Consider the following 13,578-nt stretch of genomic DNA (forward strand, 5'->3'; position numbering starts at 1 on the left):
CTACGCCGGAGGATTCCGAGGCACTTGAGGCCCTGCTTTTTAGACTGAGAGGGAGCTCCACACCGGAACTCCTAATTTATAGAGGTACTTTGGTCAACATGTCACGGTCGGTTACACCAGCGGCAACTTCGCGTAACGCAACTACGGTTGCTTTATCTCTGGACTCAACGCGTGGGGAGTGACCTTGAACCAACTGGCGAGCACGATATGTGGCAGCCAGAACCAGTTCAAAACGGTTAGGAATGGTTTTAAGACAATCTTCTACAGTAATACGGGCCATGCTGAACTCACTTCGTTTTTAGCTTCAATACCCATAGGATAACTGATTACACCCCAAGGCGCCTTAAAAGCACGGGGTTGCGCGCCATCACGGGGCCTGAGCGTAAGCGGCTTGCCGCCAAAATATGGCGTAAATCCGCTAAGGCTTGATCAAAGGCATCATTGATCACAATGAAATTGGCTTCATGAGCGTGCTGGAGCTCGATATGGGCGGCAGCCAAGCGTCGTTCAATGGTCGCCTCGTCATCTTGCCCTCTTTTGCGTAAACGCTCTTCAAGGGCTTCGATTGAGGGAGGAAAAATAAAGATCCACTGCACTGCTGGAATTAACTTGCGTATTTGCTGAGCACCTTGCCAATCAATCTCCAAGATCACATCACTGCCCGCTTGCATTTGGTTTTCAATCCAAGTTTTGGAAGTGCCATAGAAATGGCCATGAACCTCAGCCCATTCCAGAAACTGCGCTTGATCCCGTTCCCGCTTAAATACTTCAGGAGTCACAAAGCGGTAATCCCTGCCATCCACTTCACCGGGTCGGGGTGAGCGCGTTGTGGTCGATAGCGAGAGGGTTAAGCCAGGCTCACTCTGCAATAGCGCATTAACCAAAGAGGATTTGCCCGCGCCCGATGGGGCCACAATCATCAGCATGCTGCCTTGGTAAGCGTTATTTAAAGTCATAGCTTGATTGTATGTAAAGGTTTTGCTTACTCTAAATTCTGGACTTGCTCGCGCATTTGCTCGATCAAGAGCTTCAGCTCAAGAGCAGCTTGAGTGCACTCTTCAGCCACTGATTTGGAGCTCAGAGTATTGGCTTCCCGATTGAGTTCTTGCATTAAAAAATCCAAGCGCTTACCAACGGGTCCCTTACCCGCCAATGCCGAATCAACTGCTTGTAGATGGGTTTTCAAACGCGCAAACTCTTCGGCCACATCAATACGAACGGCATACAAGACTACCTCCTGCCGAATCCGCTCCATCAACTCTATGCCACTTTTAGCTTGGGCTTGTGCAGCCAAGGCTTCTGATAAACGCTCTGTGAGCTTTTCTTGATACTGTGCTACGTAGCCCGGGATCAGGGGCTCAATTTTGGCGACAATCTCGCGCATCTTTTGGGTGATATTCAGGAGCACCTTAACTAGGGCCTGACCCTCGGCAGCACGACTCTCCATGAGGGCAGTTAATGCAGCCCTGCCAGCTTCAGCAGTAGCGACCAACCAGCTATCTTCATCCCCGCGTGGTTCAGATAGTACCCCTGACCAGCGCAATACTTCAGCAACGCTCATGGGTTCGGCTTGCGGAAAGCCTGCTTGAACTTTTTCTTGGAGACTATACAAGGCATCAAGAGCATCTTGATTGATGGCGCCTAAGGCATGGGGGTTAGGTTTACTCGCACCTGCGCCATTTGAGTTAATGCGCCAGGCCGCCCTAAATTCGACCTTACCCCGACCCAAACTTTGGGTAACCATTTCTCTGAGGGCTGGCTCGGCAGCCCTGCATTCATCCGGCAAACGAAATCCGAGGTCTAAAAAACGGCTATTGACCGCCCGACACTCCATTTGCAGATCAGCAACTACCCCTGCGCCCAAGGAAACTTGGCGAGAAGCGCTGCCATAACCGGTCATGCTCGATATCATATGGACATTGTAGATTGATCTATCTCTCAGGACTAAAGAATATGAATACCAAAAACCAGACCCCTATCAGCCGCCCCAGCGGTCGCGCCCCTCAGCAATTGCGTGAGGTATCCATTACTCGCTCATTTACCAAGCATGCTGAGGGATCAGTCCTCATTGCTTTTGGGGATACCAAAGTCCTATGCACTGCTAGCGTCTTAGAGCGAGTGCCCCCGCACAAAAAAGGGTCTGGTGAAGGTTGGGTTACCGCTGAATACGGCATGCTTCCCCGCTCCACCCATACACGCAGCGATCGTGAAGCCGCCCGAGGGAAACAAACCGGTCGCACTCAAGAGATTCAACGTTTGATTGGGCGTGCCATGCGCAGTGTTTTTAATCTCGAGATTTTGGGTGAACGCACGATTCATTTAGATTGCGATGTTTTGCAAGCCGATGGCGGTACACGTACCGCAGCGATTACTGGCGCTTATGTTGCAGCCCGCGATGCTGTCAACCATCTTTTAAGAGCTGACATCTTGAAGCAAGATCCCATCATTGATAGTGTGGCAGCGATTTCGGTTGGCATCTATCAAGGTCAACCAGTACTGGATCTAGATTACCCAGAAGACTCCTCCTGCGATACCGATATGAATGTTGTGATGACGGGCAAAGGCGGCATGATTGAGATTCAGGGTACTGCCGAGGGAGCTGCATTCTCGCGCGCTGAACTGATTGAGCTATTGGATTTAGCCGAGCAAGGCATTCAGGAATTAAGCAAACTGCAAACCCAAGCCCTCAAGTAATTCATTCGTAATGCAAAAACTGGTTCTTGCCTCAAATAATGCTGGGAAACTGAAAGAGTTTTCAGAATTATTGGCGCCCTTTGAGTTTGAAATCATCCCTCAGGGACAATTAGATATTCCAGCTGCGGAAGAACCCTTTGACACCTTTCTGGAAAATGCCTTAGCAAAAGCCCGTCATGCGAGTCAACTCAGTGGACTGCCTGCTTTAGCAGACGACTCTGGTATTTGCTTGAATGCATTGCATGGCGCTCCGGGTGTTCGTTCTGCGCGTTATGCAGGTGAGCATGCTAACGATGCCGACAATAACCAAAAATTGCTAGCAGCTCTTGCTAATCAAACTGATCGCAGTGCTTATTATGTGTGCGCTCTCGTGCTGCTGCAAAGTGCCGATGATTCAAACCCCATCAGAGTAGAAGCCCATTGGGATGGTGAGTTCATCGACATCCCCAGAGGGGATCACGGTTTTGGCTACGACCCCTACTTTTATATTCCTGAATTAGGCAAAACCGCTGCAGAGCTCTCACCCAGTGACAAGAATGCATTTAGTCATCGCGGTCAAGCATTAAGAATGCTTCTCGCTGAGTTAATCAAGCTGGATCAGCGTGTCTAGCTCAATACTGTTGCGCCCCCAGTTCACAGCGCTCCCGCCGCTGGCTTTATATATTCACTTTCCTTGGTGTGAACGAAAGTGCCCTTACTGCGACTTTAATTCCCATCAGATTAAAGAAGGAAGAAGTGGCTTCGATGAAGCGCGTTATATCAAAGCGCTCATTACAGATTTAGAAACTGAACTCCCACGCATTTGGGGTAGACAAGTACACAGCATCTTCATCGGTGGTGGGACACCAAGCCTGCTTTCTGGGGCCGGTATGCAAGAGCTACTCTCGGATGTGAGAGCCCGCATCAACCTTGAGCCCGATGCAGAAATTACGATGGAAGCCAATCCTGGCTCGGTCGAAGCAGAAAAGTTTGCCGCCTTTGCGCAAGCGGGTATCAATCGGGTTTCTTTAGGTATTCAGAGTTTTGGTGATGAACAGCTCAAAGCTTTGGGCCGAATTCATAATGGAAAAGAAGCTAAAGCTGCAATTGAAATTGCTTTGCAGCACTTTAAATCTGTCAATCTGGATTTGATGTATGGCTTGCCAAAGCAAACGCTCGAGCAAGCCCGAAACGATATCGAAACTGCGCTTTCATTTAATACTCCACATGTATCGCTATATAACCTCACACTAGAACCCAATACCTACTTCGCAAGCTTTCCACCGCAACTCCCAAGTGAAGAGATCATTGACGCCATCTTCGAGCAAAATTTAGCCTTACTGACAAAGGCAGGATATCGACGCTACGAAGTTTCAGCGTATGCCAAGAAGGGTCAGGAATGCAAACACAACCTGAACTACTGGCGCTTTGGCGATTACATTGGCATTGGTGCTGGGGCGCATGGAAAGATCTCTTTCCCAGATAAGGTCACACGTCAGTTAAGAGAAAAGCATCCTGAGCAATATATGAAGGCAATGGAGACCCAAGGTCATGCATTGATTGAAGCGCGTGAGATTGCTACAGAGGATCTGCCATTCGAATTCATGCTCAATGTATTGCGCCTGAGCGATGGAGTTCAGACTGCGACATTCAGCGAGAGAACTGGACTGCCTCTAAGCATGATCAGCAAAGAACTGATAGAAGCAAGTGATAAAGGCTTGCTAGATCCCAATCCCACACTCCTAAGAGCCAGCGAGCAAGGGTATCGCTACTTGAATAACTTACAGGAGATCTTTTTAACTTAGAAGCTTTTGGTGATCTGAGGGCTCAGCGGTACGCTTCCATCCCCCTCCAATCCCTCAGCTTCTTGTTCTCCAGCGGGCTGGGCGCCAGATGGGGCCTGCATTTTTTGATTCATACGCCCATTGCGAGTGGGGCCAGTTTGAGTGCCATCCAATTGAGGTACTGAAATCTTTGGCGACAAAGGCTGAGAATTAAACTGTTTTAATTCCTCAGGGGATAAAGCAGGCATTACGGTATTTTGAGCGAAGCTGGGTAAGGTCATGAGTATCAAACCAGCAAATAAGGACAATCTTGAAAGTTGCTGAGTCAATCGATTCATGTGATCCTAGAGACGCTATTTAAATTGATGCAGATTTTGGCGGAAGAGGTGAGATTCGAACTCACGGAGGACTTTCATCCTCGCCAGTTTTCAAGACTGGTGCATTCAACCGCTCTGCCACTCTTCCTTCGCAGTGAAGTGGCGAATTATAAAGAACTTTTACCCAATCCTGCCTAAATCGGCGTATTTTCAGACATTTAGGGCTTTGGTCACCCCGTATTGATAAAATCGATTTATGCCCCTTAAAGACGCCTCAAATACCATCCATACTGCAGTTGATGTCATTTTAGATACTGCCTATCAGGGTATTGATGATCAAGCATGGATAGGTCTTTTTGCACAATCTCGCAAAGCTGGCTTAGAGCAATTGATCGCCGATCTCTTTGCCGGCAAGCATGTCAATGCCAGCGAGGGTCGCGCCGCCTTGCACTCTGCCCTGCGTAATTTATCCAAATCCCCCGTTCTATTGGATGGCCAAGATGTCATGCCCGCAGTCAGCGATGTCTGGCGCCGTATTGATAGCCTCTGTAATCAATGGGCTGGTGTTACCGATGTGATTCATATTGGTATTGGGGGCTCAGACTTCGGACCTCGCTTGGCCATTGAGGCTCTCTCTCACGTGCCAGGACTTCAGAGCCGCGGCATGCGTATGCATTTCTTGTCCAATATTGATACTGCGGAGCTGGCTCGCATTTTGCAACGAGCTCAACCCAACAGCACTCGAGTCATTATTGTTTCAAAGTCCTTCACGACTTTAGAGACCACCATGAATGCCAAAGCAGTTGTTGCTTGGCTCAAAGATAACAATTGCACTAGCGGACAAATTGCACACTCCTTGTTTGCAGTCACAGCCAACGTTGCTGCCGCTGAGGCTTTCGGGGTTGAAGAAGACAATATCTATCCATTTTGGGATTGGGTGGGCGGTCGCTATTCCGTTTGGTCGGCGGTCGGCCTCCCAATTGCTCTGCAGTATGGCTTTAAGACTTTCCAAGATTTCTTAGCTGGCGCACATGCAATGGATTTACATTTTAAGAATACGCCGCTAGAAGAAAATCTCCCTGTGATCATGGCGCTCGCACTGTTACATCAGCAAGAGAAACATGACATCAAAGCCTTTGCTGCAATTCCTTACGCTGATGCTTTGGATTGGTTTCCAAGATGGTTACAACAACTTGATATGGAAAGTAATGGCAAGAGTGTTGGGCGTGACGGTAAGGCGGTCAAGTTTTCATCACCGGTGGTATTTGGTAGCTCAGGCAGCAATGCTCAGCACTCCTACTTCCAACTCTTCCACCAGGGAACAGAGATCATTCCAATTGACTTCATTGCGGTTCGTAAACCCATGAGCGATCGCCCTGAGGCGGTGGCCCATCACCGCATCCTGCTCTCTAATTGTTTAGCACAAGCGCAAGCCTTAGCGCACGGCAAGGAAGCCAAAAATCCAAACAATGTCTATCCAGGCAAGCGTCCGAGCAATCTCCTATTACTACCTGAGCTCAATGCCTTCTATCTTGGCGCACTACTAGCTCTCTATGAAAATCGCACCGTCACTCTAGGCGCCCTTTGGAATATCAACAGTTTTGACCAGCCTGGTGTTGAGTTTGGGAAGGTCCTGGCCAAACCAATTGAGCAGGCATTGGCCAGTGGTTCAGATGCCATTGAAGCGGGTGACAGTATTGATGACGTCACTGCAGCCCGTATTCGCTTGTTAAATTCTTAAGTCTTGACAGGGCATCTACCCGATCAGATTGACATGATGTCTGCCGTTGTTTAAACTTGTATAAACATTATTTAAGGGGGTAAATATGGCTCCAGCTCTCAAAGTTGAGCAAACAGTACAGGAGTGGGGTAACGGCTTAGGCGTTAGGATTACTTCTCCAGTAGCTAAAGCAGCCCATTTGTCCCAAGGCGTCCCCATTTCTGTAGAGGTGGTCAAGAACGGAGTACTCCTTCGTATTGTCGGCAAACCTAAACTCAGCCTTAGTCAAAAACTCAAGGCATTTGACCCTGAGCAACATGGCGGCGAAGTGATGCCATCAAAACCCATTGGGAAAGAAATTATTTAATGGTGGAAAAATTGAAAGCTTGGGTGCCTGAACGTAGAGACATGATATGGATTAACTTTAATCCACAATCAGGTAAGGAAATGAAGAATGAGCACCCGATGCTTGTGATTTCACCAAAAGCATTTAATGAAAAAACTGGCATTCTTATTGGCCTTCCAATGACGCATGCGAAATCCAATGAAGCTAATCCGTTTGCCATTAAGTATTCTGTTGGCCGCGGCGAGCCCGTATATATTTTGACTCACCAACCTAAATCCTTTGATTGGCGTCAACGATCTGCAAGACCTCACCCTTGGAAGACCTTGCCAACAGCCCTTTTTCAAGAGGCTTGCGAAGGGCTAAATTCGATCATTGAGATCTCTCACTAATACAACTAGGAATTCAAGTGCAACTCTCCCCTTCTATCTTCAAGGCTTATGATATTCGCGGCATCATTGATGAGACTCTAGATCCATCGATTGCCAAACTGATTGGCCAAGCACTTGGTACTGAGATGCGTGAACTCGGTGAGACTGAGGTCGTGATTGGTCGTGATGGTCGCCTATCTGGCCCTAGCTTAATTGCCGCCTTAACAGAAGGTCTGCTCTCGACTGGTATGAATGTGATCGACCTCGGAATGGTTGCCACCCCAATGGTGTACTTTGCAGCCAACCAAACCATCGATGGCAAGAAACCTAAGTCTGGCGTAATGATTACTGGCAGTCACAACCCGCCCAATTACAACGGCTTCAAGATGGTGCTCGGTGGCGCTGCGATTTATGGCGAGCAGATTCAGAAACTACGCAAGCGCATTGAGAACAAGGAGTTTGCAACAGGTCAAGGCACTCGCTCTACCTTTGACATCTTCCCGATGTACCTCAAGCATATTGTTGGTGATGTGAAACTGGCTCGTCCAATGAAGATTGCAGTTGATTGCGGCAATGGTGTTGGTGGCGCATTTGCTGGTCAATTATTCCGCGCTTTGGGCTGTGAAGTGCAAGAGCTCTTTTGCGAGGTTGATGGTCACTTTCCAAATCACCACCCGGATCCAGCCCATATCGAGAACCTAGAAGATCTGATTAAGAACTTACAGACTACTGATAATGAACTCGGTCTCGCTTTTGATGGCGATGCCGATCGTTTGGGCGTGGTTACTAAAGATGGTCAAGTGATTTTCCCTGACCGTCAAATGATGTTATTTGCCAAGGATGTTCTCTCTCGAAATCCTGGTGGGCAGATTATTTACGACGTGAAGTGCACTCGCAACCTAGCTACCTGGGTTAAGCAACATGGTGGCGAGCCCCTGATGTGGAAAACGGGTCACTCTTTAGTGAAAGCCAAACTCAAAGAAACAGGCGCCCCACTCGCCGGCGAAATGTCAGGCCATATCTTCTTCAAGGATCGTTGGTTTGGGTTTGATGACGGTCTTTATACAGGTGCACGTCTGCTTGAGATTCTGTCTAAAGAAAAAGATCCGAATCAAACTTTAAACAATCTGCCAAATGCCATTTGTACCCCTGAGTTGCAACTGGCCTGCGCCGAAGGTGAGCCATTTGCATTACTCGAGGTGATTAAAGCGAATGCCAAGTTCCCCACTTCAGAATCCATCAACACAATCGATGGTGTACGAGTTGAATACCCAGATGGTTTTGGCTTAGCTAGACCATCAAACACTACCCCAGTTGTTGTGATGCGTTTTGAAGCAGATACTGAGGAAGCGATTGCTCGTATTCAGGCAGAATTTAAGGCTGTGCTCTTGGCTGTCAAGCCAGATGCTAAGTTGCCGTTTTAATTGAGAACCAATTTGAACTCACCCATTTCCTTTGATTACCCCCAGCAGGATGCTTCTGGTGCCACCTGTATTGCTCAGGCTTGGGCTAAAACGCCTCCCCATCTAGATGGCGCGCCCAAAGCAGCTGTGATTGAGAGAATTAAGCAACTATTGGTGGAGAAAGATGCTGCACTGGTCGCTCACTATTACGTTGATGGCGATATTCAAGATCTGGCGATGGCCACTGGTGGCTATGTAGCGGATTCGCTTGAGATGGCTCGCTTTGGCAAGAACCATTCTGCCAAGAATTTGATCGTAGCTGGCGTGCGTTTTATGGGTGAGACTGCGAAGATCCTCAGTCCTGAGAAACGTATCTTCATGCCTGACTTAGATGCCACCTGCTCTCTCGATTTAGGTTGCCCTGCTGATGAGTTTGCTGCCTTTAGAGCAAAACATCCCGATCGTGTAGTGGTTGTTTATGCCAATACCAGCGCTGCGGTTAAAGCCCAAGCCGATTGGATGGTCACCAGTTCCTGCGCTTTAGCGATCGTGCATCAACTCAAACTTGAAGGTAAAAAAATACTGTGGGCGCCCGATCGCCACTTGGGTAGATATATTCAGGAACAAACTGGAGCTGACATGCTCCTTTGGAATGGTGCCTGTATCGTCCACGATGAGTTCCGGGCTGAGGAGTTAGCGACTTTAAAAGCCAAACATCCGAATGCCATGGTTCTCGTTCATCCTGAATCACCCCAGGCTGTTGTTGATTTAGCGGATGTCGTGGGTTCAACTTCAGCCATGATTAAAGCCGTCGTCGAAGGTAGCACTGCTGAATACATTGTGGCCACTGATAACGGCATCTTGCATCGCATGCGTCAACTGGCGCCCCATAAGAAACTCATTGAAGCACCCACTGCCGGCAACAGCGCAACCTGCAAAAGCTGTGCTCACTGCCCTTGGATGGCCATGAATGGTCTTCAGGGAATTCTGGATTGCTTAGAGAAACATTCTGGTGAGATTCTGGTTCCAGAGCCCACCCGCTCTGAGGCCCTAGCTTGTATTGAGCGCATGCTCGCCTTTACGCAAAATCATCCTGATTTACTTGCCAAAGCCCAGCATGGTTTTGTCAAAAATATTGGTGCAGCCTAATTCGGTATGTTTGATCACAACGAAACCTTAGAGCAAGCGCGTCAACGCAACATTACCGATGCACTGACGGAAGATATTGGCGTTTGTGACTGGACCGCCAAACTGGTTCCCCAAAAAAAGGTGCATGCCCAACTGCTCGTCCGTGAGCAGGCAGTTCTGTGTGGGGTTGATTGGTTTGAAGGCGCGCTCAAGAGATTAGATCCTTCAGCTAAGATTACCTGGCATTACCTCGAAGGCGATGAAATGGCGCCCGATACTTTGGTATGCGATATTGAAGCAGGCTCTCAAGCTTTGCTGTCTGCTGAGCGCCCCTGTATTAATTTCTTACAAACTTTATCGGCTACTGCTACTCTCACCCGTGAGTACGTCAATGCGATTGCCGGTGTGAGCCCTAATCCTAATGGCTGTGCTGTGCTGGATACTCGCAAGACTATTCCCGGCTTACGTCAGGCCCAGAAGTACGCTGTCCGAGTAGGTGGTGGCCAAAATCAACGACTTGCCTTATGGCACGGCATTTTGATTAAAGAGAATCACATCGCCGCCGCAGGTAGCATCACTGCAGCCCTTCAGGCTGCTGCCGCTCTGAATGCGGGTGTGGATATTCAGATTGAAGTGGAGAACTTAGCTGAGCTCGATGAAGCCTTAGCTGCTGGAGCCAAAAGTATTCTGCTAGATAACTTCAATCCCATTCAGATGAAATTGGCCGTCTCGATTAATCATGGCCGCGCATTACTGGAAGCCTCAGGTGGCATTGATCTTGAACAGATTCGGGAGATTGCTGCCACTGGTGTAGACCGTATCTCTTTAGGAAAGTTAACGAAAGATATAGCTGCAGTCGATTTCTCGATGCGGATTCTTTAAGTTTTTTCAGTAAGCTCCCATCTAAATTACGTACATTCCTACAGATTTAATGTATCCTATTGGCTACATTAATGCATGCTCGAAATAAGGAAAACCGAAGAATTTAAAGCGTGGCTAGACTCTCTTCATGATTTGATGGGAAGAGCAAAAATTCAAGCCAGAATTAAACGTTTAGCCGAAGGAAACCCAGGAAATACAAAATCCGTTGGCAGTAAAGTCTTTGAGATGAAGATTGATTTTGGGCCTGGCTACAGGATTTATTACACACAACATGAGAATGTGATGTATCTATTACTTATCGGGGGCAATAAAAGAACTCAGGTTAAAGATATTCAGATTGCAAAATATTTAGCCAAAAACATATAGGCAATGAGATGAAAAAGACAATTATCAGTCCTTATGATGTAGTGGAGCACTTACGTACCCCAAAGGAAATGGCGCTTTATCTACAAGCATGTATTGAAGAATCCAATGGGGATGCGGCGTTTATAGCAAGAGCGCTTGGTGATATAGCGCGCGCAAAAGGAATGGCTCAGGTAGCTAAGGAATCCGGGCTCTCAAGGGAAAGCCTTTACAAAGCCTTGTCTGGCGATCGAATACCGGGGTTTGATACTGTATTAAAGGTGCTGGCAGCTCTTGGTCTGAGCCTACATACAAAACCCACTAGTAAAGCTCGTGCTTAACTTGACTTAATCTACTCAGAGTCTTGTGCTTGAGGGGTCAAAATCGTTGGATACGAAACCGCCCAAGTACCTGGGTAATCACGGCTGTAATGCAGACCCCTGCTCTCTCTTCTCATCAGAGCAGATCTGACAATCAATTCTGCGCACTCGAGCAGATTGCGCAGTTCGATTAAGTCTCTCGATACTTTGAAGTTAGCGTAATACTCTTGTACTTCGTAGCGTAATAACTTAATACGGTGTAGCGCTCTCTCTAGGCGACGGTTGGTTCTCACGATTCCAACATAGTTCCACATCAGAGAACGCAGCTCATCCCAGTTATGGGCAATGACGACTTGCTCATCAGCATCATCAACCTGACTCTCATCCCACAAGGGTAAATTAGGAAGATTAACGTTCTTCATTTCCGAGATATCTTGTGCAGCAGCTTTACCAATCACCACACACTCTAGTAGTGAGTTGCTGGCCAGACGATTAGCGCCGTGCAGGCCGGTATAGGTTGCCTCACCCACAGAATAAAGTCCTGGCAAATCGGTGCGCCCTTTAAGATCAGTTACCACACCACCACAGGTGTAATGTGCTGCCGGCACTACCGGAATCGGTTCTTTGGTGATATCTAGGCCCAGTGTTAAGCAACGGGCATAGATCATGGGAAAGTGTTCTTTAATGAAATCTGCGCCCAGATGGGTTGCATCGAGATGTACATAGTCAAGGCCATGCTTTTTCATTTCAAAGTCGATAGCACGAGCGACGATATCACGCGGGGCTAATTCATTACGCTCATCGTGCTCAGGCATGAAGCGCTCGCCACTTGGTAGCTTCAATAGGCCGCCCTCTCCCCGCATCGCTTCGGTAATCAAAAAGGTGCGATCGCTCGGGTGATACAAACACGTTGGATGAAACTGAATAAATTCCATATTACCTACTCGGCAACCCGCGCGCCAAGCCATGGCAATACCATCACCAGTAGCAGTATCTGGGTTACTGGTGTAACGGTAGACCTTACCTACTCCACCAGTTGCTAGGACTACTGATTTAGCAGCAATCGTTTCTACACGATTATTCTTAATATCAAGCGCATAGACTCCATAGCAACGATTGGGTTTATTGCGAACTGTCTTTGGGTCTAGCTGGCGATTAGTAATGAGATCTAGGGCTATCCAATGCTCTAGTAATTGAATATTGGTATGTGCTCGTGCTTTATCTAGCAAGACTTCATGAATCGCTTTACCCGTAGCATCTGCTGCGTGCGCAATACGACGATGGCTGTGACCCCCCTCGCGAGTCAGATGCAAGCCCATGGGGCCGGCCTCATCAGCAGTGAAAGGAACGCCTTGTTCTACCAACCACTCAATTGCCTTAGCGCTTTCCTCTGCGATGTAGCGCGCGGTAGATTCCACCACCAGGCCGGCACCAGCATCTAAGGTATCGGCTACGTGGGAGTCAATACTGTCGTGCTCTTTATCCACTACGCCCACGATACCGCCTTGTGCCCATGCCGTTGCCGCTTCACCTAAGCCGCGCTTTGCCATCACGATCACGGGCTGAGACTCAGCCATATGTAAGGCCACAGTTAAGCCTGCAAGACCTGCTCCGATAATCAGAACGGGTAACTCAGCTTGAGTAGAAGGATTTTTTGAAGAGGGTTGAGCACTGGCCATAAGGGCTTAATTCTATAGGTCTATTGGAAAGTGCGTTGAACTACCTTTTGAGGTCTCTATAAAAGTTTTCATGAGGACCTATGGCCTCAAGATATATTAGTCTGAGTCCATTATTAACCGAGTAACCCAGTAGAAATAGCTGAGATTTACTTTTAAATTTATAGACTCGCAGATCAGCCAATTCGCCTTTTTTCTTTTCGCCTAATGATGGTTGATTTGCAATCTGATCTATTGCTTTATCAACATCTTTTGCGACATTATCATTTAGCTTCTTATACTGCCTGGCGAAGCGGCGCATCTGGATCACCGAGTGAGCCATTAAACCTTCCTAGATCTTGGAATAAATGGTGTTCCGTACTCCCTAGGCTCTGCAAGTGATGCTAAGGCCTCAGTAATAAATCCGACCGGGAGGTCAGGATTATCTATAGCCGCGCGACCAACCTTGGCCCAAAACTCTATTTGACCTGCAATTGTTCGATGCTCAGACTTAGCCTCTGATTTCGCTAACTCATACAAGTCGTCTTCTATTCGTACTGGCATTCCCATAAGACCTCCTATCGATAAGCTCATTTTACTACAAAAGTAGTAATACAGAAATAAGGGTCTTTAAACGAAA

At 47.9% G+C, this 13,578-nt stretch carries 18 protein-coding genes and 1 tRNA gene; 11 read left to right on the forward strand and 8 right to left on the reverse strand.

The features are described from left to right. Positions 1 to 76: 76 nt before the first annotated feature. Genes rpoZ through AOC06_RS05660 form a run of 3 tightly spaced genes read right to left on the reverse strand, consistent with a single transcriptional unit; the run spans position 77 to position 1,912 of the window. Positions 77 to 280 carry a DNA-directed RNA polymerase subunit omega gene (gene rpoZ / locus AOC06_RS05650; protein ID WP_011902918.1) on the reverse strand — a complete coding sequence of 68 codons (204 nt, stop codon included), beginning with the start codon at positions 278 to 280 and terminating at the stop codon, positions 77 to 79. Between the two features lie 46 nt (positions 281 to 326). Then, the gene (gene gmk, locus AOC06_RS05655; RefSeq protein ID WP_215379339.1) at positions 327 to 956 is read right to left on the reverse strand and encodes a guanylate kinase; all 630 of its coding nucleotides are present in this window, start codon (positions 954 to 956) and stop codon (positions 327 to 329) included. Positions 957 to 982: 26 nt separating this feature from the next. Next, positions 983 to 1,912 carry a YicC/YloC family endoribonuclease gene (locus tag AOC06_RS05660; protein WP_215379342.1) on the reverse strand — a complete coding sequence of 310 codons (930 nt, stop codon included), beginning with the start codon at positions 1,910 to 1,912 and terminating at the stop codon, positions 983 to 985. A 41-nt stretch (positions 1,913 to 1,953) separates the two neighbouring features. On the opposite strand from AOC06_RS05660, the gene rph reads away from it, so the two are divergent. The 3 genes from rph to hemW are packed head-to-tail and all read left to right on the forward strand — an operon-like array spanning position 1,954 to position 4,478. Next, positions 1,954 to 2,694, forward strand: a complete 741-nt coding sequence (rph, locus tag AOC06_RS05665) for a ribonuclease PH (RefSeq protein WP_215379345.1) — start codon at positions 1,954 to 1,956, stop codon at positions 2,692 to 2,694. 10 nt (positions 2,695 to 2,704) lie between these two features. Then, complete coding sequence (gene rdgB / locus AOC06_RS05670; protein WP_215379347.1) at positions 2,705 to 3,304, forward strand: RdgB/HAM1 family non-canonical purine NTP pyrophosphatase; 600 nt, start codon at positions 2,705 to 2,707, stop codon at positions 3,302 to 3,304. Continuing rightward, positions 3,297 to 4,478: a radical SAM family heme chaperone HemW gene (gene hemW, locus AOC06_RS05675; protein WP_215379350.1), complete on the forward strand. Its 1,182-nt coding sequence runs from the start codon at positions 3,297 to 3,299 to the stop codon at positions 4,476 to 4,478. The genes rdgB and hemW overlap by 8 nt, the downstream gene beginning before the upstream one ends. On the opposite strand, the gene AOC06_RS05680 is transcribed toward hemW, so the two are convergent. Then, positions 4,475 to 4,795: a hypothetical protein gene (locus AOC06_RS05680; RefSeq protein ID WP_215379353.1), complete on the reverse strand. Its 321-nt coding sequence runs from the start codon at positions 4,793 to 4,795 to the stop codon at positions 4,475 to 4,477. The genes hemW and AOC06_RS05680 overlap by 4 nt on opposite strands. 37 nt (positions 4,796 to 4,832) lie before the next feature. Further along, positions 4,833 to 4,922, reverse strand: a tRNA-Ser gene (locus tag AOC06_RS05685). A 108-nt stretch (positions 4,923 to 5,030) separates the two neighbouring features. Here AOC06_RS05685 and pgi point away from each other — a divergent pair. The 8 genes from pgi to AOC06_RS05725 all read left to right on the forward strand — a co-directional run bounded on the left by pgi (position 5,031) and on the right by AOC06_RS05725 (position 11,304). Then, the gene (gene pgi, locus AOC06_RS05690) at positions 5,031 to 6,515 is read left to right on the forward strand and encodes a glucose-6-phosphate isomerase (RefSeq protein WP_215379355.1); all 1,485 of its coding nucleotides are present in this window, start codon (positions 5,031 to 5,033) and stop codon (positions 6,513 to 6,515) included. An 85-nt stretch (positions 6,516 to 6,600) separates the two neighbouring features. Beyond that, the gene (locus AOC06_RS05695; RefSeq protein WP_215379357.1) at positions 6,601 to 6,861 is read left to right on the forward strand and encodes an AbrB/MazE/SpoVT family DNA-binding domain-containing protein; all 261 of its coding nucleotides are present in this window, start codon (positions 6,601 to 6,603) and stop codon (positions 6,859 to 6,861) included. Positions 6,862 to 6,902: 41 nt separating this feature from the next. After that, on the forward strand, positions 6,903 to 7,229 hold the full coding sequence (locus AOC06_RS05700; RefSeq protein ID WP_255879896.1) for a type II toxin-antitoxin system PemK/MazF family toxin: 327 nt from the start codon (positions 6,903 to 6,905) through the stop codon (positions 7,227 to 7,229). Between the two features lie 17 nt (positions 7,230 to 7,246). Continuing rightward, positions 7,247 to 8,632: a phosphomannomutase/phosphoglucomutase gene (locus tag AOC06_RS05705; RefSeq protein ID WP_215379360.1), complete on the forward strand. Its 1,386-nt coding sequence runs from the start codon at positions 7,247 to 7,249 to the stop codon at positions 8,630 to 8,632. Positions 8,633 to 8,644: 12 nt separating this feature from the next. Then, a complete protein-coding gene (nadA, locus tag AOC06_RS05710) occupies positions 8,645 to 9,760 on the forward strand; it encodes a quinolinate synthase NadA (RefSeq protein ID WP_439650653.1) in 1,116 nt (371 codons plus the stop codon). A 6-nt stretch (positions 9,761 to 9,766) separates the two neighbouring features. Then, complete coding sequence (nadC, locus tag AOC06_RS05715; RefSeq protein ID WP_215379364.1) at positions 9,767 to 10,621, forward strand: carboxylating nicotinate-nucleotide diphosphorylase; 855 nt, start codon at positions 9,767 to 9,769, stop codon at positions 10,619 to 10,621. Between the two features lie 75 nt (positions 10,622 to 10,696). Beyond that, a complete protein-coding gene (locus tag AOC06_RS05720) occupies positions 10,697 to 10,987 on the forward strand; it encodes a type II toxin-antitoxin system RelE/ParE family toxin (protein WP_112204489.1) in 291 nt (96 codons plus the stop codon). A gap of 8 nt (positions 10,988 to 10,995) precedes the next feature. After that, positions 10,996 to 11,304 carry an addiction module antidote protein gene (locus tag AOC06_RS05725; RefSeq protein ID WP_112204491.1) on the forward strand — a complete coding sequence of 103 codons (309 nt, stop codon included), beginning with the start codon at positions 10,996 to 10,998 and terminating at the stop codon, positions 11,302 to 11,304. An 11-nt stretch (positions 11,305 to 11,315) separates the two neighbouring features. Here the strand turns inward: AOC06_RS05725 and nadB are convergent, their stop codons facing one another. Genes nadB through AOC06_RS05740 form a run of 3 tightly spaced genes read right to left on the reverse strand, consistent with a single transcriptional unit; the run spans position 11,316 to position 13,508 of the window. Then, a complete protein-coding gene (gene nadB / locus AOC06_RS05730; RefSeq protein ID WP_215379365.1) occupies positions 11,316 to 12,962 on the reverse strand; it encodes an L-aspartate oxidase in 1,647 nt (548 codons plus the stop codon). 40 nt (positions 12,963 to 13,002) lie between these two features. After that, positions 13,003 to 13,281: a type II toxin-antitoxin system RelE/ParE family toxin gene (locus AOC06_RS05735; protein ID WP_112204496.1), complete on the reverse strand. Its 279-nt coding sequence runs from the start codon at positions 13,279 to 13,281 to the stop codon at positions 13,003 to 13,005. After that, on the reverse strand, positions 13,281 to 13,508 hold the full coding sequence (locus tag AOC06_RS05740) for a ParD-like family protein (RefSeq protein WP_112204498.1): 228 nt from the start codon (positions 13,506 to 13,508) through the stop codon (positions 13,281 to 13,283). Before AOC06_RS05740 ends, AOC06_RS05735 begins: the two co-directional genes overlap by 1 nt. Between the last annotated feature and the right edge of the window lie 70 nt (positions 13,509 to 13,578).

The organism is Polynucleobacter paludilacus, assembly GCF_018687595.1.
Taxonomy (GTDB): Bacteria; Pseudomonadota; Gammaproteobacteria; order Burkholderiales; family Burkholderiaceae; genus Polynucleobacter; species Polynucleobacter paludilacus.

Excerpts from the sequence above, each read along its gene's own strand:
- rpoZ (WP_011902918.1), bottom strand. The coding sequence starts at position 280 with ATGGCCCGTATTACTGTAGAAGATTGTCTTAAAACCATTCCTAACCGT.
- gmk (WP_215379339.1), bottom strand. The coding sequence starts at position 956 with ATGACTTTAAATAACGCTTACCAAGGCAGCATGCTGATGATTGTGGCC.
- AOC06_RS05660 (WP_215379342.1), bottom strand. The coding sequence starts at position 1,912 with ATGATATCGAGCATGACCGGTTATGGCAGCGCTTCTCGCCAAGTTTCC.
- rph (WP_215379345.1), top strand. The coding sequence starts at position 1,954 with ATGAATACCAAAAACCAGACCCCTATCAGCCGCCCCAGCGGTCGCGCC.
- rdgB (WP_215379347.1), top strand. The coding sequence starts at position 2,705 with ATGCAAAAACTGGTTCTTGCCTCAAATAATGCTGGGAAACTGAAAGAG.
- AOC06_RS05680 (WP_215379353.1), bottom strand. The coding sequence starts at position 4,795 with ATGAATCGATTGACTCAGCAACTTTCAAGATTGTCCTTATTTGCTGGT.
- pgi (WP_215379355.1), top strand. The coding sequence starts at position 5,031 with ATGCCCCTTAAAGACGCCTCAAATACCATCCATACTGCAGTTGATGTC.
- AOC06_RS05695 (WP_215379357.1), top strand. The coding sequence starts at position 6,601 with ATGGCTCCAGCTCTCAAAGTTGAGCAAACAGTACAGGAGTGGGGTAAC.
- AOC06_RS05700 (WP_255879896.1), top strand. The coding sequence starts at position 6,903 with ATGATATGGATTAACTTTAATCCACAATCAGGTAAGGAAATGAAGAAT.
- nadC (WP_215379364.1), top strand. The coding sequence starts at position 9,767 with ATGTTTGATCACAACGAAACCTTAGAGCAAGCGCGTCAACGCAACATT.
- AOC06_RS05720 (WP_112204489.1), top strand. The coding sequence starts at position 10,697 with ATGCTCGAAATAAGGAAAACCGAAGAATTTAAAGCGTGGCTAGACTCT.
- AOC06_RS05725 (WP_112204491.1), top strand. The coding sequence starts at position 10,996 with ATGAAAAAGACAATTATCAGTCCTTATGATGTAGTGGAGCACTTACGT.
- nadB (WP_215379365.1), bottom strand. The coding sequence starts at position 12,962 with ATGGCCAGTGCTCAACCCTCTTCAAAAAATCCTTCTACTCAAGCTGAG.
- AOC06_RS05735 (WP_112204496.1), bottom strand. The coding sequence starts at position 13,281 with ATGGCTCACTCGGTGATCCAGATGCGCCGCTTCGCCAGGCAGTATAAG.
- AOC06_RS05740 (WP_112204498.1), bottom strand. The coding sequence starts at position 13,508 with ATGGGAATGCCAGTACGAATAGAAGACGACTTGTATGAGTTAGCGAAA.